At 36.6% G+C, this 23,280-nt stretch carries 26 protein-coding genes and 1 pseudogene; 11 read left to right on the plus strand and 16 right to left on the minus strand.

The annotated features are described in order from the left end of the window. Positions 1-310: 310 nt before the first annotated feature. Both nhaB and dsbB read left to right on the plus strand, forming a co-directional pair. Positions 311-1,900 (plus strand): sodium/proton antiporter NhaB, encoded by a 1,590-nt coding sequence (gene nhaB, locus AC1EU2_RS15880; protein WP_480299260.1) that lies wholly within the window; start codon positions 311-313, stop codon positions 1,898-1,900. 79 nt (positions 1,901-1,979) lie between these two features. Further along, positions 1,980-2,495, plus strand: coding sequence for a disulfide bond formation protein DsbB (gene dsbB / locus AC1EU2_RS15885; protein ID WP_480299261.1), 516 nt, complete (start codon positions 1,980-1,982; stop codon positions 2,493-2,495). A 58-nt stretch (positions 2,496-2,553) separates the two neighbouring features. On the opposite strand, the gene AC1EU2_RS15890 is transcribed toward dsbB, so the two are convergent. The 3 genes from AC1EU2_RS15890 to AC1EU2_RS15900 all read right to left on the minus strand — a co-directional run bounded on the left by AC1EU2_RS15890 (position 2,554) and on the right by AC1EU2_RS15900 (position 4,503). Continuing rightward, entirely contained in the window at positions 2,554-2,994 is a 441-nt protein-coding gene (locus AC1EU2_RS15890; RefSeq protein ID WP_480299262.1) for a YcgN family cysteine cluster protein, read from the minus strand. Between the two features lie 83 nt (positions 2,995-3,077). Then, entirely contained in the window at positions 3,078-4,058 is a 981-nt protein-coding gene (locus AC1EU2_RS15895) for a lytic murein transglycosylase (RefSeq protein WP_480299263.1), read from the minus strand. Between the two features lie 157 nt (positions 4,059-4,215). Continuing rightward, positions 4,216-4,503, minus strand: a complete 288-nt coding sequence (locus AC1EU2_RS15900; protein ID WP_480299264.1) for a YcgL domain-containing protein — start codon at positions 4,501-4,503, stop codon at positions 4,216-4,218. Between the two features lie 121 nt (positions 4,504-4,624). Here AC1EU2_RS15900 and minC point away from each other — a divergent pair, with 121 nt between their 5' ends. From minC to minE, 3 genes are read left to right on the plus strand one after another with little or no spacing between them, the layout of a single operon-like run. Continuing rightward, positions 4,625-5,287 carry a septum site-determining protein MinC gene (gene minC, locus AC1EU2_RS15905; protein WP_480299265.1) on the plus strand — a complete coding sequence of 221 codons (663 nt, stop codon included), beginning with the start codon at positions 4,625-4,627 and terminating at the stop codon, positions 5,285-5,287. 17 nt (positions 5,288-5,304) lie between these two features. After that, complete coding sequence (gene minD, locus AC1EU2_RS15910) at positions 5,305-6,114, plus strand: septum site-determining protein MinD (RefSeq protein ID WP_480299266.1); 810 nt, start codon at positions 5,305-5,307, stop codon at positions 6,112-6,114. A 3-nt stretch (positions 6,115-6,117) separates the two neighbouring features. Then, the gene (minE, locus tag AC1EU2_RS15915; RefSeq protein ID WP_129947331.1) at positions 6,118-6,381 is read left to right on the plus strand and encodes a cell division topological specificity factor MinE; all 264 of its coding nucleotides are present in this window, start codon (positions 6,118-6,120) and stop codon (positions 6,379-6,381) included. Between the two features lie 418 nt (positions 6,382-6,799). Here minE and AC1EU2_RS15920 read toward each other — a convergent pair whose 3' ends face one another. Continuing rightward, complete coding sequence (locus tag AC1EU2_RS15920) at positions 6,800-7,126, minus strand: winged helix-turn-helix transcriptional regulator (RefSeq protein WP_480299267.1); 327 nt, start codon at positions 7,124-7,126, stop codon at positions 6,800-6,802. Between the two features lie 129 nt (positions 7,127-7,255). Between AC1EU2_RS15920 and AC1EU2_RS15925 the strand changes: the two genes are divergently transcribed. Further along, positions 7,256-8,029 carry an SDR family NAD(P)-dependent oxidoreductase gene (locus AC1EU2_RS15925; protein WP_480299268.1) on the plus strand — a complete coding sequence of 258 codons (774 nt, stop codon included), beginning with the start codon at positions 7,256-7,258 and terminating at the stop codon, positions 8,027-8,029. A 120-nt stretch (positions 8,030-8,149) separates the two neighbouring features. On the opposite strand, the gene AC1EU2_RS15930 is transcribed toward AC1EU2_RS15925, so the two are convergent. The 3 genes from AC1EU2_RS15930 to AC1EU2_RS15940 all read right to left on the minus strand — a co-directional run bounded on the left by AC1EU2_RS15930 (position 8,150) and on the right by AC1EU2_RS15940 (position 9,587). After that, on the minus strand, positions 8,150-8,416 hold the full coding sequence (locus AC1EU2_RS15930; RefSeq protein WP_480299269.1) for a hypothetical protein: 267 nt from the start codon (positions 8,414-8,416) through the stop codon (positions 8,150-8,152). Between the two features lie 112 nt (positions 8,417-8,528). Beyond that, on the minus strand, positions 8,529-8,933 hold the full coding sequence (locus AC1EU2_RS15935; RefSeq protein ID WP_480299270.1) for a VOC family protein: 405 nt from the start codon (positions 8,931-8,933) through the stop codon (positions 8,529-8,531). A gap of 168 nt (positions 8,934-9,101) precedes the next feature. Continuing rightward, positions 9,102-9,587 (minus strand): hypothetical protein, encoded by a 486-nt coding sequence (locus tag AC1EU2_RS15940; protein ID WP_480299271.1) that lies wholly within the window; start codon positions 9,585-9,587, stop codon positions 9,102-9,104. Positions 9,588-9,735: 148 nt separating this feature from the next. Between AC1EU2_RS15940 and AC1EU2_RS15945 the strand changes: the two genes are divergently transcribed. The 5 genes and pseudogenes from AC1EU2_RS15945 to AC1EU2_RS15965 form a co-directional block, all read left to right on the plus strand. Then, positions 9,736-9,912 carry a hypothetical protein gene (locus tag AC1EU2_RS15945; protein WP_480299272.1) on the plus strand — a complete coding sequence of 59 codons (177 nt, stop codon included), beginning with the start codon at positions 9,736-9,738 and terminating at the stop codon, positions 9,910-9,912. Between the two features lie 257 nt (positions 9,913-10,169). Continuing rightward, positions 10,170-10,439: a hypothetical protein gene (locus tag AC1EU2_RS15950; protein WP_480299273.1), complete on the plus strand. Its 270-nt coding sequence runs from the start codon at positions 10,170-10,172 to the stop codon at positions 10,437-10,439. 387 nt (positions 10,440-10,826) lie between these two features. After that, a complete protein-coding gene (locus tag AC1EU2_RS15955; protein ID WP_480299274.1) occupies positions 10,827-11,153 on the plus strand; it encodes a hypothetical protein in 327 nt (108 codons plus the stop codon). Positions 11,154-11,753: 600 nt separating this feature from the next. After that, positions 11,754-18,182 (plus strand): Ig-like domain-containing protein, encoded by a 6,429-nt coding sequence (locus AC1EU2_RS15960; RefSeq protein WP_480299275.1) that lies wholly within the window; start codon positions 11,754-11,756, stop codon positions 18,180-18,182. A gap of 287 nt (positions 18,183-18,469) precedes the next feature. Then, positions 18,470-19,249, plus strand: a pseudogene (locus tag AC1EU2_RS15965) (IS1634 family transposase); the annotation flags it as partial. On the opposite strand, the gene AC1EU2_RS15970 reads toward AC1EU2_RS15965, so the two are convergent. From AC1EU2_RS15970 to AC1EU2_RS16010, 9 genes are all read right to left on the minus strand, one after another. Further along, positions 19,246-19,623: a hypothetical protein gene (locus tag AC1EU2_RS15970; protein WP_480299276.1), complete on the minus strand. Its 378-nt coding sequence runs from the start codon at positions 19,621-19,623 to the stop codon at positions 19,246-19,248. The pseudogene AC1EU2_RS15965 and the gene AC1EU2_RS15970 overlap by 4 nt on opposite strands. Positions 19,624-19,667: 44 nt before the next feature. After that, positions 19,668-20,096, minus strand: a complete 429-nt coding sequence (locus AC1EU2_RS15975) for a GNAT family N-acetyltransferase (RefSeq protein WP_480299277.1) — start codon at positions 20,094-20,096, stop codon at positions 19,668-19,670. A gap of 86 nt (positions 20,097-20,182) precedes the next feature. After that, entirely contained in the window at positions 20,183-20,401 is a 219-nt protein-coding gene (locus tag AC1EU2_RS15980) for a DUF7661 family protein (RefSeq protein WP_480299278.1), read from the minus strand. A 112-nt stretch (positions 20,402-20,513) separates the two neighbouring features. Continuing rightward, positions 20,514-20,846 carry a glutaredoxin family protein gene (locus AC1EU2_RS15985; RefSeq protein ID WP_480299279.1) on the minus strand — a complete coding sequence of 111 codons (333 nt, stop codon included), beginning with the start codon at positions 20,844-20,846 and terminating at the stop codon, positions 20,514-20,516. 126 nt (positions 20,847-20,972) lie between these two features. Further along, positions 20,973-21,236, minus strand: coding sequence for a hypothetical protein (locus tag AC1EU2_RS15990; RefSeq protein ID WP_480299280.1), 264 nt, complete (start codon positions 21,234-21,236; stop codon positions 20,973-20,975). 119 nt (positions 21,237-21,355) lie between these two features. Beyond that, the gene (locus AC1EU2_RS15995; RefSeq protein WP_480299281.1) at positions 21,356-21,628 is read right to left on the minus strand and encodes a hypothetical protein; all 273 of its coding nucleotides are present in this window, start codon (positions 21,626-21,628) and stop codon (positions 21,356-21,358) included. Between the two features lie 3 nt (positions 21,629-21,631). Beyond that, on the minus strand, positions 21,632-21,859 hold the full coding sequence (locus AC1EU2_RS16000) for a hypothetical protein (RefSeq protein WP_480299282.1): 228 nt from the start codon (positions 21,857-21,859) through the stop codon (positions 21,632-21,634). Between the two features lie 105 nt (positions 21,860-21,964). Continuing rightward, positions 21,965-22,276, minus strand: a complete 312-nt coding sequence (locus AC1EU2_RS16005) for a hypothetical protein (protein ID WP_480299283.1) — start codon at positions 22,274-22,276, stop codon at positions 21,965-21,967. A 128-nt stretch (positions 22,277-22,404) separates the two neighbouring features. Then, on the minus strand, positions 22,405-22,671 hold the full coding sequence (locus tag AC1EU2_RS16010) for a DUF6966 domain-containing protein (protein ID WP_480299284.1): 267 nt from the start codon (positions 22,669-22,671) through the stop codon (positions 22,405-22,407). Between the last annotated feature and the right edge of the window lie 609 nt (positions 22,672-23,280).

Genomic DNA, 23,280 nt, shown 5'->3' on the forward strand with positions numbered 1-23,280 from the left:
TGTAAGTAAACTGATCATACCAGAGCGTGAACAAAATAAAACAATTGGATTTAACGGAATTGTAAAAAAACATCACTTTTTTCGTGTTTATATTATGACAAAGATAGCATTTCGCTCTCGAAGACACTAAAATTTTGCCGCAGACTTCTTATTTTTAATAATTTTAGTTTTTTCCGTGATGACATTTAAAGTTTTTATGGACTAGACTGGTCGCAGATTTTTTTAGTTTAAACCATGATCAATTAATCTAAGGCATTAATAATTTTAAAACTTGATTTAGTTGATTAATAATAATATTAGTGAGGATCCTATGCCTGTGACTATGAGTCAGGCGTTTATTGATAACTTCTTAGGCAATTCGCCTAAGTGGTACAAGATCGCAATTTTAGCTTGCTTGATAATTAACCCGTTAGTTTTCTTTTTTGTAGATCCATTTGTAGCGGGATGGATGTTAGTTATTGAGTTCATTTTTACTTTAGCAATGGCACTTAAATGCTATCCTCTTCAGCCAGGAGGACTCCTAGCTATTCAAGCCGTCGCCATAGGCATGACGAGTCCCTATCAGGTTCTTCACGAGATTCAAGCTAACCTTGAAGTACTGTTACTTTTAGTCTTCATGGTTGCTGGTATCTACTTTATGAAGCAGTTATTACTGTTTTCATTTACTAAGATTATTACCAAGATACGCTCAAAAATTGTCGTGTCATTAATGTTCTGTTTTTCAGCAGCATTTCTATCGGCATTCCTTGATGCGCTAACAGTAATTGCGGTAATCATTGCTGTAGCGATTGGTTTCTACTCGATTTACCACAAAGTAGCATCCGGTAAAAACTTCCATGACGATCATGATCACACTCATGAAGAACAACAACAGCTTAATCATGATGAACTGGAAAATTTCCGTGGGTTCTTACGTAACTTACTCATGCATGCTGGTGTTGGTACTGCACTTGGTGGTGTTTGTACTATGGTTGGCGAGCCCCAAAACCTTATTATTGCCTCACAGGCAAACTGGGGCTTTGCTGAGTTCGCATTGAGAATGTCTCCTGTCACAGTACCTGTACTCATTGCTGGTTTATTCACATGTTACATGGTCGAAAAGCTAAAGATTTTTAGCTACGGAGTACAACTTCCAGAACGCGTTCACCAAATTCTTTCCGAATATGCTGATCATGAAGATAGAAACCGTACCCAAAAAGACAAAGCTAAATTGGTTATTCAAGCTTTAGTTGGTGTTTGGTTAATCGCAGGTCTAGCGCTTCATTTGGCATCTGTAGGTTTGATTGGTCTTTCTGTCATCATTATTACAACAGCATTTAACGGTATTACTGATGAGCATGCTCTCGGTAAAGCGTTTGAGGAAGCTCTACCTTTTACCGCTTTATTAGCCGTCTTCTTTGCTGTTGTTGGTGTAATTATTGATCAAGGCTTATTTGGTCCAGTAATCAGCTGGGCACTTCATTTTGAAGGTCATATGCAATTAGTTATCTTCTATTTAGCTAATGGTGTGCTTTCAATGGTCAGTGATAACGTATTTGTAGGTACGGTATACATTAATGAAGTCAAAGCAGCATTGCTTGATGGTGTTATTACACGTGACCAATTCGATCTACTTGCTGTTGCGATTAACACTGGTACTAACTTACCGTCTGTAGCAACGCCAAATGGCCAAGCAGCATTCTTGTTCTTGCTAACTTCGGCTCTTGCTCCATTAATCAGGCTATCTTATGGAAGAATGGTTTGGATGGCACTGCCTTATACCATTGTACTTACTATTGTAGGTGCGTTAGCCATTCAACTTGGTGGTCTAGAGTCAATGACGCAATATTTCTACGATGCGCATTGGATAGGACATCATAGTGTTAAAGAAATGATGGATACTGCGGTCTCTAGTCATTAACATTTAAATTTCAAATTGTTATAGTAATATCAAGTGCCCCTACTTTATCGTAGGGGCTTATGATTCCTTGGAGTGGCAATTGAAGCATTTAATCTCATTTTCTCAAACAAGATTAGCTTGGCTAATTTTAACCTTAACGGCCTTAGCACTTGAAGGCTGCGCACTTTTCTTTCAGCACGTAATGCATTTAAACCCTTGTGTAATGTGTATTTATCAAAGATTAGCTATGTTTGGTTTAATGGCCGCAGGCCTAATTGGACTGATTAATCCTAGATCCAGATTACTTCGAGCTCTAGGTGTTGTCGTTTGGGGAGTAAGTGCCTCTTGGGGACTTAAAATTGCTATTGAGCTAGTTGAAATAGAACATAACCCATCACCTTTTGCGACATGTTCATTCTTACCTGAATTCCCAAGCTGGATGCCGCTTCATGAATGGTTCCCATCGGTATTTATGCCGACAGGTATGTGTGGTGAAATTCAGTGGACGTTTTTGGGCGTATCAATGGCTGAGTGGATGGTTGTCGTCTTTATCGGTTTCTTAGCAGCTTTTGCATTGTTCTTCCAAGCTTCAATTAGTAAAACTATTGAGAAGTAACAAGTCGATTAAAACAGTGAGTTGATATCGAAGTAACATATCAACTCACATTTAAGCCCTAATCAATATTGTATAATGGCCACATTACAATATGGTCTTCGAGGTATTTCACACTTCGCTCATCGATCACTTTACCTTTTATTGATATATCCAGCTTATGCATTTTCTTCTTATTGCCAGTGATTAACGGGTGCCACTTAGGTAATGGTTTACCAAGATATAAACGGCGGTAAGCACACGATTCAGGTAGCCAATCTAATTCAGAAATGTTTTCAATTGTGATCACTGTACACTCAGGCACCAGCTTAGTTCGATTTGAATAATCTCTACAGCTCGCTGTTTTGTGATCTAAAAGTTTACATGCCGCATCAGTATAAAAAAGCTCATCTGTTTCATCGTCAATGATCTTATTTAAACAACACTTGCCACAACCATCACAAAGAGATTCCCACTCAACTGATGTCATCTCCGATAATGGTTTTTCTTCCCAAAATGCCATAGGTTTACTTTAACTACCAAAATAAAAACGCTAGATTCTACAACAAATCTAGCGTTTATTCTGTATATTAGATCTCAAGAGTTCTATCTTTTTCTCAGTATTGGTTTGAGCTTTTCAGAAAGATAAGTAATGGCTAATGCCTTTTTTTGATCTACATCTGGCATCATTTGTAAAATATTAAAATTTTCATAAGTAAGATAATGGCGGTTATCTGCTTTTATGGGCTGAATTAACTGTGCAGTTATATCGTCTCTGTTAGGTAACGCTGAACCGTTATATTTAGTAATACCCAGTGAAACCCAATGTGAGAAAGGCTGCGGAGTTTTGTCAGCATCAATCAATGCTAATTTACTATTTATTGCGACTTGTCGCCCCCAAGTCATCGAATCATTCCAACCATTCTTTTGTAAAAAATAAGCTGTCGTCGCCAAACTATCCAGATTGTTATGCCAAATATCAAATTTGCCATCTTTATCCCAATCCTGGCCATATTCTGCAAACAACATTGGGCTAAAAGATAATTGCCCCATTTTTCCGTTTGAACCTGACTTAAAATCTTGTGGTGCAATTCTGTTCGAATCAATAGACTTCAATGAAGAAAAAAGCTGTTTCTTATAAGCATTCTTACCTGTCTCGTATGCCATTGATGAGTATATGGAAATAACAGGAAAACTTGAATTATCACTTGAGCTTTCTGCAGCTAAAGCCCAAGCTGCAAGTATGAATCTTGGCTGAACATTATAATGCTTCGAGATATCGGAAATTGATTGATTATACTTGTCAACAAAGTCAGCAAGGTAATTCAGTTTAGAATCTGGAACTTCAGATTTTAGATATACTCCAAGAGACTTTGGCGACTCTTCTTTCGTTGTTGGCTCTTTATCACCTAATTTCTTAAATGGTTTAGACTGTTTTGACAGTAACTCAATTGTTTCTTTTGAAACTCCTTGTTCAAGCGCTTCCTTTTGAACACTTTGAATAAATTCCCTAAAAGTTTGCTGTTGAGCAAAAGCTACTTGAGTAGAAAACAGCAAAGACAACACCCATAACGATCTTCCAGCCATAAATAGTCCCTATCATCCCTGTACTGTATTAACGACTAAACAGTATTTATTACTTTCTTATTGTTGTAGAGAAATATAACTAACGCCAATGACTACTACATAAATTTTCTGAGTCAGAGCTCAGAAAATTTATCATATCTTCTAATGAATAAAATTGCTATTGCTCAACTTTATCCAGCCCCAAAGAAGCTCGGTGTTCTTCGAGTAAATTCTCTTTTGGAGGTGGTAATTGCAAATAGAATCCTTTACTGAAAACTTCTTCTTTGACTTTTTCGATATCAGCTATTGCTAGTTTTTCTCTCTTATTGAGCGGGAGCAACATAACCAATGATGGTGTTCCAAACATCTTCATCAATGGCTCTGGTACATCATCAAAATTGCCTTTTTTGGAGACAAAAAGATAGGTTTCTTGTCTCAAGCTACTTTTATAAACAGCGCAAATCATTTTGTTTAATAAATCCTAAAGTTACAACTTGCCAGATAACTATCGACACTATAACATGAACGCTTAAAATTATAATCAGATATCTGGTACAAACCAGATGGAATAAGGGTATTGTTTTAGAATGCCAACATCTAGTTTCGAGTTAAAAGGGTCATCTTTCACCCTATCAGTGCTTCATTTGAAGACTTCAAATCTAGAGCAAATCAAAAGTGAATTAGTTGCAAAGGTTGCATTAGCTCCTCACTTTTTTATTGGCGCTCCTTTAGTTTTAAATCTATCTCAAGTAGCTGAAAAAGACTTTAATATTGGTGAAGTAAAGCAAATGCTAACGGAAATGGATTTAGTGATAGTAGGTATTACAGAAGCAAGTAACACCTTAATCGAACAAGCCAAATCCGTAGGTTTAGCCTCAATAAAAACTGGCAAAACTGTAAATACACCAACAATCCCTAAAACAACCAAAGTTATTAAAAAAACCGTGCGTTCAGGTCAACAAGTGTATGCAAAAAATGCAGACTTAATTATTATCGGATCTGTCAGTAACGGCGCAGAAGTAATTGCTGATGGCAGTATTCATATACACGGTACCTTAAGAGGTAAAGCCATGGCGGGTGCGGCAGGTGATAAACACTCGGTAGTTATCGCACATAATGTTCAAGCTGAATTAATTTCTATCGCTGGTCAATATTGGCTCAATGATAAAGTTCAAGAACAGCTTGAGCAACCTGCAAACTGTATTCGATTAGAACAAGAAAATTTAATTTTAGAACCATTACCTTTTTAAAGGAAAGGAAAGAATTTATGGCGCAAGTAATTGTAGTGACGTCGGGCAAAGGTGGTGTAGGGAAAACAACATCAAGTGCCGCAATTGCAACAGGTTTAGCCTTAAAAGGCCACAAAACCGTAGTAATTGATTTTGATATCGGTTTAAGAAACCTCGACTTAATTATGGGCTGTGAACGTCGTGTAGTTTACGACTTTGTAAATGTTATCAATGGTGAAGCTAATTTAAATCAAGCTTTAATTAAAGATAAACGCAACCCTAACCTGTTTATCCTTCCAGCATCTCAAACTAGAGATAAAGATGCCTTGACAGTGGAAGGAGTAGGAAAGGTTCTGGATAATCTTAAAGCTGATTTTGATTATATTGTTTGTGACTCACCTGCTGGTATCGAACAAGGCGCAATGATGGCCCAATATTACGCCGATATTGCTATCGTTACCACAAACCCTGAAGTAAGCTCTGTCCGAGATTCAGATCGAATTCTTGGGATTTTACAAAGTAAATCTAAGCGCGCAATTGAAAACCTTGAACCGGTAAAAGAATATTTACTTCTTACTCGATACTCACCTAAACGTGTAAGCACTGGTGAAATGCTCAGTGTCGATGATGTAAAAGATATCTTAGCAATTGATTTAATTGGTGTAATTCCTGAGTCTCAAGCAGTGTTGAAGGCATCAAACGCTGGTGTACCAGTAATTCTTGATGAAGATAGTGATGCGGGAGAAGCATATAAAGATGTTATCGAACGTATGATGGGAGCTGAAGTAGAGCTACGTTTCATTCAAGAACAAAAGAAAGGGATTTTGAAAAGGATTTTTGGAAGCTAAATTATGTCATTGATAGATTACTTTAGATCAAATAAAAAACAAACCTCTGCTTCTGTCGCAAAGGATAGACTTCAAATCATTGTGGCTCATCAACGTGGTGAACGAAGTGGTCCCGATTATTTACCTGAAATGAAGCAAGAAATCATTGCTGTTATTAAGAAATACGTAACCATTTCAGAGGAGCAAGTTTCAGTTCAGATGGAACAAAATGATGAAAACTTATCTGTATTGGAGCTCAATGTGACTCTGCCAGATAACGCAAAATAATTTTCGCCATCTCGTTAAAAGCTCAACTGTTTGACGTTGAGCTTTTATCTATTTAAACCTCTGTATTTTTATCTACTTCCGTCGTCTTTAACCAACACCAGAACAGACTCTTTTTCACCTTTGAACTCATATAAGTTTCGCTTCTGATGACTCTATCCAATGATTAAAAGTGTGAAGTTCCAAGTAGCTTAGGCATTTTTTATCGCTTTATAGCAGCTTACTCTTACAGTTTCTTATTTCTCTCTAGAGTCCAATATTTGTTATTGCTGGAGGTTTATTAAAATCTATCACAAAAAGAGTACTGCGGGTGGGTTTTGTTTCATCAAAGATTTTTCTATTTATAACACCTTAATAACAGGCAGAAGTGTGGATTGTCATTGTCTGAAACCCTCCGGCGTAAAAGTAAGAACCTTTATGATCACTCTTGCATTATTTTATTGTCTATTTCATTTTGAAGCTTTTCAATCTCATCAAGAACATTCATAAATTTGTTCCCGAAATCGGTGACTCTGTATTCTACTCTTGGGGGGACTTCGTTATATGAAATTCGCTCCAAAATCCCAAACTCTAAGTTTTTTCGTAAACACTGATTCATGACTTTGGTCGTCAAACCTTCAACACTACGTACCATTTCACCGGGACGATTAACCCCTTCAGCTAAAAGTTGATAAATCGTAATCGACCATTTGCAACCATAAATTGCTTGAACCATCTGTGCACTGTCGCTCAGTTCTATTTTTTTCATGTTTTTTTCTGCTTATCTTTCATGAAGATGCACCTTAAAGTAACTACCTTACTAATTTGTACCTACTTTTTAATAGGCCGATGATTCGTTAATTTACCATTGAACTTTAACATATATCGGAGAAATGCTATGACAGTTTTAAACACTGCTCTAATTATCGGTGGCTCAAGTGGCATAGGCTTAGCTACGGCAAAACTGCTCGCCTCGCAAGGTACCAATATCATTATCTTAGGCAACAATAAAACAAAACTAGAATCTGCTAAATCTGAGCTAACAGAAATGATGGTAAACAACGGCTTTGTTGAAACAATTCAAGCCAATCTCTATGAGCAAGAAAACGTTAATCGAGTTCTCAAAATGCTAAATGAGGAAACAAGGCACATCAATTATCTGGTGAACGCTGCAGGATACTTTAACCCTAAACCATTTTTAGAACATAAATATCATGATTATGATGCTTATGCCTCACTCAATAGAGCCACTTTTTTTATCAGTCAGGCCGTGGCACAAAATATGAGCAACCATGGTCGTGGTTCTATTGTGAATATTGGTTCAATGTGGGCTAAGCAAGCGATTAAAGCTACGCCCTCTTCCGCATACTCAATGGCAAAGTCTGGATTACATGCTTTAACACAACATATGGCGATGGAGTTAGCAGATCACAATATTAGAGTAAATGCGGTTTCGCCTGCAGTAGTGCAAACACCTATTTACGAGGCTTTTATCGCTCCAGATGAAGTAGATGATGCGCTCAAAGGTTTTAATGACTTTCACCCAATTGGTCGTATTGGAATGCCCAATGATGTTGCCAATAGTATTGTGTTTCTACTACAAGACAGCACTAGCTGGGTAACTGGAGCAATTTGGGATGTTGATGGCGGTGTTATTGCAGGCAGGAATTAAGTGAACCAAAAAATATTATAAGCACTTCATCCGATACTGACTTGAAAAAAAATGTTGCGCATCAAACCACTGAATATCATTGGGTAGGTGCACAACGATAAATTCGATTAGGTTTATTAACTATGTCTTTGCCTGACCTCGTGCTTTTGTATAACGTATTTGTGCTATAAACCATGTCAAAATACCAAATAAAACGCCTGCTGAAGGCCAAACAATGTAATGAATAATTGCAGCTTTTGACGTAAAACCTTCAGCAAAAGGGTTACTCATAAATGCCATTATAACGAACATCATCATTCCCCAAGAAAGTACTCCATTAATTAAGACATATCTAAACATCCCTTTACTTTGAATTGATTCCCAAGCTTCCATTTCTGTTTTTTTCATACTACATCCCAATTTAATGCTAATCACAGGTACCTCAAGCTGAAAGCTTTCGAATATATAAGCATTCATCTCGCTGGCCCTTTGTATAAATCACATAGATCTTTTTCAGTGCCTATTTGTTCAGTTGCAGCAAGTCCCACTTATTCCCATAAAGATCTTTAAATACCACAACTGTTCCGTACACTTCATCCCTAGGATGTTCAGTGAATATCACGCCTCTTTCTTTCATATCTTCATAATCTCGCCAAAAGTCGTTAGTGTGTAAGAATAAAAATACTCGACCTCCTGTTTGATTTCCAACCGACATCTGTTGCTTCTCGTTATTTGCTTTAGCGAGGAGAAGATTGGTACCCGTAGAGTTTGGAGGAGACACCAATACCCATCTCTTTCCATCCCCCAAATCTGTGTCTTCTATAAGATTGAACCGTAATATTTGAGTGTAGAAAGCAATAGCCTCATCATAGTCATTCACAACTAGCGCAATTGATCCTATTTGCTGCTGAATAATCCTCTTCATATTCTTGTGCTCATGTGGTTTTAATGTTCGTCATTCTACATGAAACACATGTAAGTGATGACATCAAAACATTATGATTTTAACGTTGTGAAATAGGCATCACCGAGAAAGGTTAGATATGTCTATTCTCAAATTCCGATCGGCCTGTTGGTTTTGGCAACTCAAAAGTTACAGTGCTTCGGTAACGGTATATTTAACAGATACAATTTTCCAACCAGAATCATCTTTGACTAAATCCCACGCTTCTGTTCCAAAAGCTTTTTTTACTCCATTTCTATGATCACTGTAATTGAAATGAACTGAGCCTAAATAACCATCAGATTTAATGTTAATATTCCAAATTTTTTCTTCTTGTTCCTCATCGTCAGAAATCATTTTAACTGGAGGTCCAAACTTTCCGAAATCGATTGAACGTGGATAATTAGGTTTTATTTTCCGTTTTGCATTTACCATTTCGTCGCTAAACACTGCAACCCACGGAATGCTCTCACTATAAAAAAGAGACTTAAAGGTTTGCTTATCTTTATTTATTATCGACACCCTGAATGCTTCAATAACCTTTTTTATCTCTGTTATATCAATTTCGTTGGCACTCTTAGCTAAAGATGAGTTACAGATACACAAAACTAATAATGCTTTTACAGTGATAATCAAAAAAATATGTCTTGAAACTCTGGTGTTTTATTTATCCAGCACAATCATTAATGTTAAACTAAATGTTAAGTAGCCCCATACATCTTCAATTTGTTTACCGAATTATTTAGTTAAGACAGTTGATTGATTAACAATCAATAAGATAAATATGATTACAGTAGTATTATCCAAAAAACTCGAATTAGCTTACGTTACAGAAAATCAGCTCTTCACAGATTTCATCATCTCTAATGATATTCCAGGCCTAAAATCTTTTATATTGACACCCGAAAAGCACACGTTTGGCGGAAAACCAAATGGCAACTTTGTCGATAGAGATGGTTGATATTCAGTTAGAGATATAGCGCAAGCCGAAGATTTTGAAGTTTTAGAGTTTACTACAAACATTAATTCGAAATCCTCTGCAAAGACCTTCCTTGCAAGCTATCTTAGGATAATCGAAGGCTCCAAAATAATCTCTAAACCCTAACAGTGATCTGAAGTAGCGCATAATTTGCCTGCTTTAGAGCGAACTAGAAAATCCTGAAGCTTCTACCCTACGAACAATTTTCTGTATTAACTGAACTAAAATCTGATGAGGTAATGGAAATCATCAATACATCGACTGAGCAAGACAAACTTTTCAATATCGGTGTGGCGAAAGAATTCATTGGGTCAGTTGATAAAAACAGCTTCAAAATTTCAAAAAATATCACATACAGAAACTCTTTTTTACCAGTTATTGAGGGTAATGTTGAACCATTGAATAATGGTGCAAAAATCACCTTTAAATTACGGTTACACACGATGGCTTTGTTATTTGCTGCTTTTTGGCTTTTTGGCTTTTTGGCTTTTTGGCTTTTTGGCTTTTAGCCGTTGGCGCAGGGTGTATTAATATTCTTTTACGAACAAGTTCCATTGAGGTTTTCACATTATTTCCTTTTGCAATGCTAGTATTAGGCCTAAATGTCGTTTCTAGTGGTTTCTGGCTAGAAGCAACCACACAAAAGCAACAACTCATAAAGTTGGTTCATGGACATTTAATACCTTGAAAATTTAAATCATAAATTTGCATTAGATTGCATAATTCTCTGTTTAAAACGATAGCTATTTGTAAATCAGAGCTATAAAAATTAGCATTAAATCACCATTTTCAGAGCATCAATTTTAAATTTGCCTACGAATCCAATTCTTGTGTCGAATAAATAAAGTTAGTTCAGCAATGTGCTAAACAACTATCTCTAAATTTGAGGATCGACAATGAAAACAGTAAATATTTATTGGAATAAGCTGAAATCGGCAAGTATCAGTAAGAAGGCTTTATTGGCGACAGGAGCTGTCGCACTAGGTGTAACTACTGCAATCGCTGCTGGTACCGGTGGTGCTGCATTTAACCCTATTCTTACTGAAGTGGAGGGTTGGTTAACTGGTGCCCCAGGTAAAATCATTGCAACACTGGCTTATGGTGCAGCAATGTTTAACGTAGTAAAACAAAACTTCATTGCAGCTATTGAGGCTTTCTTAGGTGCGATGTTAATGGCTAATGCAAACTCTGTGATCGACACATTTATGTCAGCAGGTCTATAAGGCATATATTATTTGAGTAATGTAATTATAAATCGATAGCATTACTCAATCCCTTCCATAATTCTAAAAATTCCATTTCCTTTAAATTCATTACTCCTGTTTTACCAGCATCTCGTGTTCACCCATTTGGGTGATGTAGTTTTTTTAGCCTCACGGTAGCATCTCCTAAACTGTGCATTTTATCTGACAGAGAAGTGTACATACATGCAGAATGACTGAATAGGCCCTGATATGCACTTGATGAAAACAAAGGCGGTTACTTCACCGCAAACATACATTCAATCCAAACTTCCCTTACTCGGGTATGCATTAATGTTAGTTAGTTTGATTTTCCCTATTGTGCTTTCAGGGAGTGTGGTCTGGCTTATTTACTACCGAAAAGCTAGCGATTCATATTTTAAAAATCACTACCAATATATCAAACGTACATTTGTCTTAGGCTGCTACCTATTCGCTATAGCTCTTTTACTCAATAGTTTATTTATTGGGTACTTTCTCATTATTCCTGTTTGGCTTTGGTGTATATACCGCTTCCTAAAAGGAACGTTGTTATGCCTATTCAATGGACTGCCTTACAACAAATAAATTATGGATAATACAATGAAAATAAGAATATTCAGTCTAGCTGTCGCATTAGTGAGCTTTTCTGCTCAGGTGAAAGCTGATACTTGCACCCAATATGATGCATCTTTACTAGAACCAGAATCAGAAAAATGTCAGCAGCTTTATAAAAAGTCTGCTGATTTATCGTATTGTGATCTAAGTTATCGTTCTTTAATTGGATTAGATTTAAGTGAGGCTAACTTAAAGGGCGCTAATTTAGAGGGAACCGATCTCAGTAATATCAATTTAAGTAATGCCAACTTGAGTAGTGCTAATCTAAAGGGCGTTCGCCTATTTCAGTCTAAGTTACACTCAGCAAACCTTGCAAATGCTGATGTCAGAAGTGCTATTTGGGTGAAAAGCGAAAAAGATAGCACTTCCCCCAATGTTAATTTGCACGATACGTGTATTAACACAATCCCAAACAAATTAGGGTTTCGTAATTGGGTTGGATACCCGAATAGAACTTATGTAAGAGAAACTCTAATTCCAGTACAGATAACTCAATCTTCAACAGATCAAAATGGTTATGGTTTCTTGGCAATTGATGGTGATGTCAACACGATTCTCAGAACAAGTCCAAACCAAAATGGCGAACATTGGGTGATGTTTGATCTCGGTGCAAATTATTGGGTAAGTGAAATTGAATGGGATGCATATTCAGAAAATAATCGAAGGGTTTCTTATAATATACATATTAGTTCTTGGAATGAGTCGGTCAACCAACGGCCTGAATACGCAAAAGAACATTCAAAGTATTCCAATGCAAATGCCCGATACATATGGATAAGTAGCCAAAAGCCAATCGAAATCCGTGAATTTTCCATTAAAGGCAGTAATATTCATACAGCTTTGCCAACAGCCCAACCACAAACTCTTTGGCCTATCTCAGAATTTTCTCAGACTGAACAATATAGGCAATTAATAGATAGTGATCTGGAAAGCGAACGTTACCTTGATTCTTTATCACGTTGGCAGAAAATAGATAAAGACATAGAAGAGATCCAATACACTTTGGATTTGCTGAACAAAATTCGTTCTAAATTGGACTCAACCTGTCAAGCCGTTGATGATATTGACGGTGTTATAAGTACTATTCCCTCACTAGGTCCCCTTACGAACGTTAAAAGTCGTGCAAAGCGGTTTGTTAGACCAAATAAAAACAAATGTACTGAAATAAACGGCAAGTTTTATACAAAGTTTTGGGAAGTAAAAGGTAAGTTTGATGCTTTTCTATTAGCTGCAAGTACCCAATCTAAACTCAGTATTAGTTTTATTCGTGAGGAATACCAAAAGCGGTTATTAGAAAGAAATGCGTTAGATGATGCATATTTTTCGGTAAGAAATGAACTCACTGAAGGCGATCTTGAAAGTCTTATCGCAAATCGAGCGAGTGCGTTGGAGGTAATAGCAGATCAAATCGAAGAATATAACGAAGCTCTAGAAGTTGTTTCCAATGCTGTTAAAGAAATTGAAGAAAATAGACCAACAGACTCTATTCTGACTGACAGACTCAACGAAATATCTAAAGTTTCTAGTACAGTCAGTAGGATTGCGACCCCATTTCGGAGTATTAATAATGTACTAAGAGCAAAAAAATGCATTACAATTCGACTCTTTTGGCCATTCGATGATATTCGAAAATGCTTTTCCGTAGCGAGCATTATCAATGGTTTAAACAATATACCATTTCTAAGCGATTTATTGTCTTTTGCTAGTCGTATTGTAGATCCTATTGTTACCAGAATTCTCAATGCAGTTGGTATTAGTTTTCCGACAATGAGTATCGATGTTGAGTTCGATATATTTAATGTTTCATTTCCAGATTTTCCTAGTCTACCCAACGCATCTTTGACGTTGGAAGATTTAATTAACCTTTCTGAAGTTAACCAATGGAAAACGCCTTACTTGCTCAAACCGAATGAAGATCTTGACCAAGATGGTTTAACAAATTTACAGGAACGTCAAAATGGAGGGCTGTTCAATAACTTCAATATTACTTCATCTTATTTAAGAGATACCGATTTCGACGGTATTGATGATCAATACGAAGTTAGCACTCAAACTGACTATATCGTTGAGAGTCAAAATACAAACCCAATCTTTTCATTCAACTGCCCAAGACATATTCTTAGTCCAACTATGACCAGAGATGCTGTGTTAGACACTGACAGTGACGGGCTAACGAACCTCGAAGAATATCAAATAGGTTCTTGTCCTACATTAGCTGATACTGACAATGACGGGATAAACGATCTCCTAGAGTGGGTAAATAGAACATCTACTTCTGGTGAAGTAAGCCTAGGACTCAATTTATTTGATCCAAGAGATGCTGAACTTGATTTCGATGGAGATGGCCTTACTAATAAAGCAGAAGTTGACTATGGATTATCAAGTATTTTCTTTGCTGATGAAGATGGCGATGGATTAAGTGATCTGGAGGAATTAAGTCCATGCATCATAGACGGTAACTTTGAAACTTGTACTAGCCCAACTCGTCATGACACTGATTTTGACAATATTCCGGACCATATTGAAATTCGCTTCGGGCTCCAACCAACTTCTCCTATAGATAGTTGGTCTGATACTAACGGTTCTGGACTCACAAATTATGAAGAGTATGCATCTACTGGAGAAGTAGGCAATGTATCGGATTCAGATTCTGATGGTTTATCTGATGTTTGGGAGCTGTACTATTTTGACTCAATAGCTACTTATACTCAAAGCGACGATCCGGATAATGATGGCTTAAATAATCTTCAGGAGTTAAACAACAAAACAAACCCTTTGGTTGTCAATTCAATGAGGGCTGAGTCAATTGGTTACGAGTACCGAACAAGCTTTAATCAACCTGATTATGAAGCCCTAACAAGCGAAAATGAGCTTAGATTTGAAAGCATAAATGAATCAATCGAAAAAACACTGAATCAGTCTTTTATCTATCTAGGAAAAGTCTACAATTCGATACACATTTCAGCTAACGGTTATCTTAGCTTTACGGGAACGAGTGCTTTTGAAACCAGCATAAGAGCCTACACTGAAATTGGTAAAGACATTGATTTCGAACGTTCAAACTTCAGATATAAAGATGAAGACGGTATTGTTACTGTTCAATACCTCATCTACTCAACTGACCCTTTTTCTATTCCCGTTGAGTTTCAAATTCAGCTTTTATCTGACACGAATAGCGTTGAACTTCAATACCGTAGAACGCTTTCTAAAAATCTCACTGATAGTCAAGGTGGTAATGCCAAGATTGGTCTGATCAATAATCGTAACCACCAATTAATTTACACCGATGAGCTACAAAATGTTGCTCGCTCTAACATGCTTATTTCTTTTGAGCCACCCATATCGATAGCTTTAGATGAGGGCGAGCCCATAGCATTGCCTGGAGATGAGTATATACATAATGTGACGGTAAGCAGTAACCTTGATGCACCATTAAATTTTAATGTCCAACTATCTCATGGCTCGCTTTGGAACACTCAATTACTTACCGAAGATGGTTCCGATGAACTTAATTTACAAGTATCGAAGGAGCTTGATGGCCATTTTCAAGTTAAGGTTACTGTGCCTAATGTAAATGGAAGGATTAATTCAACTGACTCATCACAAACCGACCGTGGATTTATTACTTTAACTGATGAAGCTAATGGTATTCAGTTAACCAAAAAAGTGTTAACGATTATCAATGGATATGAAGAGTTTAACCCAACAATTAAACCACTAATAAACCATGAGGAAACAAATCCGAATACAGTTAGGTTTTTAAGACATACAGGTCAGTTGAGAGAAGAGCTACAACTAGAAAGTGTCAGAGTTTCAAACAACTATAACTTTGATTTGATATCCCGCTTTAACGTAAGTAATACACAGGAGGTTGATGGTATTGAATGGCTTGCTAATGGAAGCTCGTTATTTTTTGAGATGACCCCATCAAGACTGAGAAATATTTTTGATATTAACTTAGATACTGAGACACCACTAAAGCCAGGATATTTTTTAGATTTTTCAACCCGTGCGCATGAAGACCCTCATTTGGTTATCTATTATTTGGGGTCTGATAATGAACTACATCCACTCTCTCCTGAGATATGGTCGATGCAGTCTGTTGTAAACTATTACGATCCGAATCAAGCGGTTAACTACTTGTATTTACCTTTATTTATAGACGGCTCTCAATACGATTTTGACGGACAATTTAATGACAATGTAATTTATCATCTGCAGTTTGGACGATTGTTAAATCCGCCAACAGGTATAAACGATTCATACACTCTATCTCGTGGAGAAACATTCATTGCATCCCAAGATGAAGGACTATTAAGTAATGATCTAAACCTCGCTACTGATGCCCGGGTGAAACTCATTGATGAACCAGAATTTGGTGAGTTGGTTATAAATGAAGATGGCAGCTTTAATTACCAGCATAATGGTAATTTTGAATACGTAGATAGGTTTAGTTATCGAATCGAAGATGCCCGTTATTTTAGTGATACTGTGTCTGTTGAAATTAATATTGAGCAATCAGCACAAATTATCACTGAAAATTACGAGCAACAAAACATTGAAGAAGATAACACGTTAAAATTCGAGCTACAGGCGCTTGACGACAAACAAGGACTTACTTGGACTATCAGCGAACAACCACAGTCTGGTACAGCAACTATAAGCTTCGAAAATGATAAAGCAGTTATCATTTATGACCCATCTTCAAATACCTATGGTTCAGATAGCGTTACCGTCCAGATAGTCGACAGTGATGGAAATATCACAACACAAGTTATTACATTAAATGTACAGCCAATAAATGATAACCCTATTGCCGTTGACGATAGTTACATAACAGCACCAGGTAAAACGCTCAACATTGCAGCCTCTCAAGGTGTAATAACAAATGATATCGACATCGATTCTACTGAATTGACAGCTCGTATTACCCAATTACCAAGGCATGGGGCACTACAGTTCAATAATGATGGTTCCTTTAGTTATCAACACTACGGTAATTATGACAATCATTTAGATAATTTCCGCTATCAGTTAGCAGACAACGATGGTGGTTACAGCATCGATGCGCTAGTTGAAATTGAGGTCGTTATTGATGCAGAGTCCAATAGAGCATTCGATGACTTTTATGAAGTTGTGGAAAACTCAATGCTTGAAACTCATTCAGAAAATGGAGTACTAAGTAATGATGATTTGACTGCAGAAGTAGAAGTCATTACGCAACCAGAATATGGCAATTTGGTTTTCAACACCGACGGTTCATTCAAATATGTTCAGGATGGCAGTGAAGCTACAGTCGATACATTTACTTATCAATTAACTGGCAGCAACTCATCTCAGAGTAGTGCTCAAGTCATTATCAATATAATTCCTGTTAATGATACACCAACTCTGGAATTAGAAGATCCTATTGAGCTTGTAATGTATGGCAGTTCTGAAATTTTAGAGTTTGATCTTACCGCATACGATCCTGATAGTTCCGTGCTTCAATGGTCTATTTTTGCAGTCGAAGTGACAGACGACACTGAATCTGAGGTTAATATTACAGTAGATTCATTTGATGAACTGACTTCAGAACAACCCTACGGTTCATTATTTGTTGAAAAGCTCGAACAGGAAACTCCAGAATACTTCAACTCTAAGCTTCACTATCGAGCACCTTCGGGGTATTTAGGTAGTCTAAGTTTTAAACTGTACCTACTTGATGAGCAAGGGGACTCAAGCGCTTATCCATTACTGGTTAAGATTGAACCACATAACAGTAAACCTGTTTCACAAGATGATGCTTATACTTTAGAGCAGGGCGGAAGAGTGTTGTTAGACCCTATCGCTGATTTCCTGAGCAACGATTTTGATGAAGAAGGTGAGGAGTTGACGGTAAAAATTTTGGAGTTGCCGACAAATGGCGAATTGGTAGTGGAAGATGAGCAGCTCTACTATCAACATAACGGAAGTCACACTAATCTGGACACGATTATGTATCAATCCTTTGATGGCAAGCAGTTTAGTGATTCTGCGACCGTATTCTTCAATATTACGCCGGTCCAGTTAAGCCCAGTAATTGATGAGATTATTTATGAAAGAGTCGGCTTTGAAGGTGAAGAACTGACGTTATCCGTCAACGCCTCAGACCCAAATCCAGATGATGAACTCAGTTATTTATGGGAGCAAGTTTCAGGTCCTAATGTTGACCTTCCGATAACGGATTTATCGAGTATAGTTGTGAAATTACCTCAAGTATCGACGCAACAGGTCATCGAGTTGAGGGTTACAATCAGTGATAGTCATTCATCGGTTACCGAGAACATTCAAATAACTGTAAATAATCGAAAGAAGTCAGGAGCAGTATCAATTTGGTTGTTGTTTATTCTTTTGAGTTTTTGGGAGTATAGAACTAAAAGAATGAACATTTAATCACCTGTACCTATACCGTATACGAGAATACTTGTCAGTGTAATTTAGACATATATTCTTGTATGCGGAATTAACACCTATGAATTAACCTATTTGACGAATATATTATTTATCAGCTTTCATTACCCTTAATATTGAAAATATAAGCAATAACGCACAAACCTAAACAACAATTAAATCAAGAGCGTTTGATTAAAACCATATGCAATATTAAGTAAACACAAAATAATTTAACCCTTCTTTTTGCTCTATCACGTCCTATCTCTTGAGTAAACAGTGATTACTCAGGCGTTCCTCAGCAATGGTTAGTGGTAAAAAGTGAACAAGCCGCAAAACGGCAGCAAGCAACCCTCGAAAAGAACATCACAAAATATACAGATAAAGAGCAAAAGCTCCTCCACAAATTAATGAAAAAAGGCTTTGCCTGTGAACTGGATGCTCAAAATGCGCTCACTGAATTTCAAGCCAAACTCGATTGGTATGTTCTCATTAATCCAAGTGTTTTAAAAAAGCCAAAATATCCACACTCAGGCAGACCAAAAAAAGATGAACAGCCTGAAAGTTACCAGTATTTCATTACCGCTACAGCTCAAACTAATGAAGTATATGTATCAAAGAAAAAAGAGCAAAGCGGCATGTTCATCCTAGCGACTAATGCCAGTGCTGATGAATTTACAATGAATAAAATGCTAAGCACTTATAAATCTCAGCAGACAATCGAAAGAAGATTTTGCTTTTTAAAAAGCCCGGGGTTTTTAACATCTTCTTTATTTCTAAAAAAGCCTGAGCGTATAGAAGCTCTCCTGATAGTAATGACTTGTAGTTTAATGATTTATGCGACGCTTGAGTATATCATTAGAAAATCGCTTAAGAAAAATGACCACTATGTGCCAGATATGAAAAAGAAGCCAACACAACGCCCTACTATGAGATGGATTTTTATATGTTTTGAGGGGATACATGAGCTACATGTAGGCTTAGAAAGTCCAGTAGTTGCAGGGCTTACAGATATGCAGCGTGGTTTACTCGAAATTTTGGGTAAACCATATTTAGAGATTTATTCTTAAAAGTGCTGCGGAATGTAGGATAAATGTCTTCGTGCTTCAAAATCCCCCTTTCGTACAGCTTCTTCCCAATTTTTAACGGCTTTAGCTCTATCTTGTTTAACACCTAAGCCTTGATACATTAAAAAAGTAATAGTACTCAATGTCATAGCTTTTATTCGATCGTCACCGCTATGCTTTATCGGAGTCTGTAAAATATATTTCCAGTGAGCGGCCGCAACAGTGTATACCTCATTTCTGTATGCTTTTGTACCAAGATAAAATTGACATTCTATATCTGTATATTCCAGTTCTGTTAAATTTTCTAATTTGCACTGTTCTGCGAAAGAAGAACATGAGAATAAGATAGAAAGAATAAAGAACAACCTTAATTTCAAAATTGAATTCCTTTTCCAGTATTTGTTCGGATTGATTTAGTTTGCTAACTCCCGATCCTCGTAATTGAAAAATGGTGACTAGCAATATTGAATTTATTATTTAAATAAAAGCGGTGTGCAGGAAACCGTTGTACCCCCGAATCCAAATGTAATTGAGAACACCCAAGTTCTAAACAATATGCCTTAAACCAATTTATAATAAAAGTTCCTGCACCAGTGGAACGATATTCTTCGTTTGTAACAAGATCGTCAATGTAGATACTTTTGCCCCATGCAAGCTTTTCAGTTACCACAAAACCAGCCACACATAATACTTTGTTTGCAGACAACACGTAGGCTATTTTACAACCAGATTTTTGTTGTTTTTTAATTTGCTCAATAAGGGATTGCTTAGTGTATTCAGGTCTTAATTGTAACAATACATCAGCGATTAGAAAAAATTCATTTTCTGACTTTGCTATTTGAGTTACCATTTAAATATCGACATCCTTGAGCTGGTTGCGCCTACCTCAGTGGCAGAGTTGATTGGTAAAAAGTTACTGTTGAACAAATAGCAGCATTAATTTAATTGAGTTACCTTTGAATTGCTCGCTTTTGCATTTTCATGAAAGATATCACCTAAGTACTTGGCTAAATCAATTTCTGATAATTCTGGTGGTATCACAACCTCATAAATTCTTGTACGTAAGCCAGTACCTGAATCTAAAAATAAAAGCCATTCATCGTCTTTGCGAAGAATTGACATACGCTTACCAAACACATCGAATTTCAAGAACATTTGCTGATTCCATTGAGCAATACGACCAAAACAATAACACCAAATAGTATTTGACTAAAACTTTTAAACAAAGCGACAAAGCCTACCAGAGTTTATCATATTGAATTTCTTTTTATGTTTTTCCAGCTAACTTAAGTATCACGGAAGGTTTATACCCATGCACAACTTTACCGTTTATTGACAATACAGGTATACCCGCTCCATTTAGTTGCTCGTATTGCCTCAACCCTTCTTCCGATTTTTCAATATCATATTCTTTAAATGAAATTCCATGTTGAGTTAATAGCTGTCGAGTTTTTTTACAATAGCCGCACCAAGAAGTAGCATAAAGTACCACTTCTAACTCCCCACTCCCGACTCTCGAATCAGGCTGTATAAAATCACTAATGACATCCCATTTTTGGTAAATAATGAGGGCAAAACAGAGTATTGCTATCTTTTTCATAAGTATCCATTCAATTACAGTATGGCCAAAATTTCTGTGTAAAATATTATTACTGATAACTCTTACTCTAAAGCAAACTTAACAACATCGGAAAATATAAAACCTACACTAGCTAAACTCTTGGTATTAGATAACACCTAAAACTAACCCAACTACAAAAATCACCCAAAATGCCGTCGTATCTCTAAAGCGATCTAATAACCAAAAATATACAAACGCTAAACCACCAGAAATTACAGAACCAATAACAGCTGCAATAAAGCCGACACCTGACATTAATGAAAAGCCAAATACAATTGCAGCATATATACCAGCACAAAGGCCTGGTCGTTCAGTTTTTAAAAGTAACTGCATCAGTCCAACTAAGATAACGATTTTGATAGCGAACATTGAACTCCCCTCAGTAAATTACAACCCAATTGATCACTCAATATAATTGATAATTTGTTCATATATTACAATGCATTAGCCGACGCACCTCAATATGCATTTATCTTCTTAAGCGGCTTTTATAAGGCAAAACCACGACTTTTTAGTAGCTCTAGAACCTCGCCATGCCCATGTAGATATGAAGATAATCGAACTTTTTTGCCAGATTTAAATTGAAGTGTGTACCAGTACATTGATGCATTAAACTTAGCTGAAATAAGGTCATCCCAATCTTCTTTTTTTACACCTGTCCAAGGGGTATAAAACTCAATACCTTGGTTATCAAAGTTTCCTTTCACTTTAAAATACTCGGCAAAACATGCTAGTGCAGCTATACCAAATCCTGAAAACAAACCTTATGCAGCGATTAAGTCACTTGTTTTTTCTTGAACATTATCATCGTAGAAAAAAGCACAAGCAGCAAAAAACGAAAAAGCGAAACATGCGATGGCGAGTATTAATACAAATATGCCATGTTTAAGCTCTCCATTAGTTACTTTCTTCTTAATTGTTTTTGTTAGTATTGCACTCAATATCACGGTAATGAAACCACCAATCAATCCTGAAGTAATCCCAGAAACCATAGTCTTCCCCTTGATTTATAACGCCTACTTAACAGGAAGTGGTGGTTAGCTATTATACAATAGCAAAGCATAGGTTCTAACCGGTATCCCCCCGCTATCACCTGGTTACACCTTTCTGGAAAATGCATTAATTTCCAGTAATTTAACAAGAATATTAATACGTTTATGCGTCGTGTAATACTCTTTACTATTACTACCTGAAAGAAGAAGTACTCCAAATAAAATGAAATAAGATATTGATGTAAAAAATTCAATGCCAATAAAATAATGCAGTAAGATTACCATAAAAATCATAGCCACTAATGAAAACAAAAATTGAAATGGCTTAGGTTTCAGAGACTCTAACTCTGACTTCAACTTTTCTATCTTTTCCAGTTCATACGATTCAACAATTTTATCCGTATTGATTTCATTCATTGTTCAATTTTCCGCTGTGAGACATAACGCCTGCTTAACAGGCAGTTACTGATTAACTAAAATCCGAAGCACAGCGTAGACGGCAACCAGCATTTGTCGAGTTGATGCGCTTGTTCGCTGCAGCAGTGCTATTGACGAATCATTTTCTTACAAGCTATATAAATAGAATCAAGTAATTCTGCAAGCTGTTGATTTACAGCATCCTCTTCGTTTGACTCAATATTGTGCCCATTGGCTTTGCATATATAGAGATCATTTAAACTACCCATACCACCAAATCTATTTAAAATTAATTGAGCTTCAAATGAGCTATTTGCGCTTTTTAATTTCCTTCCTTTGACGCCATACTTTGATAGGAAGAAGTTTAAATTAGTTATTTTTTCATTTAGGTCCATAGACTTCTCACGACAGCTAATTTTCAATTAATAGGCAAATTGTGTTTAGCTATAATTTGCGAAGAAGGAGCAAAGTAAAACAGTTTTGTGTCCTTGTTGTCGCACTTCAAACTTGATACTAAGAGCGTCATTTAATAGTGGTACCACATTTATGGCAACAGTCTTGTGGCCAGCGTATTGAAAGGATACTTATACCACGAAAAACTTGTCTTGCCCCACATTGCTTACAACCTAAACTAAAGGCGTATGCAAAGATAACAATGCCCCACAACATTCCAAACCAGTACGTCCAATTTGAAATGTAGAAGAAGTTAGTTGCAGTAAATGAGCTAGCAAACCACTTGTGTGCGATTGTAATTAGTAATTGCACAAATAACATTATGATTAATCTGAATTTGTATTTATTCATGCGATACCAAAAAGCTTATAACGCCTGCATAACAGGCGCAAAATGTTTGGCTATAATTTGCGACGAAGGAGCAAAGCCAAACATTTTTGCGTGATCTTGCCCCGATAAAATGGACACGCTCCATTCTAAATTAATGCCTGTTCGTACTCGACATGCGTTTTATATCCTAAACTCGAATGTAATCGCTGTCTATTGTAAAT

It is taken from the genome of Parashewanella sp. 2304DJ23-3 (genome assembly GCF_056591695.1).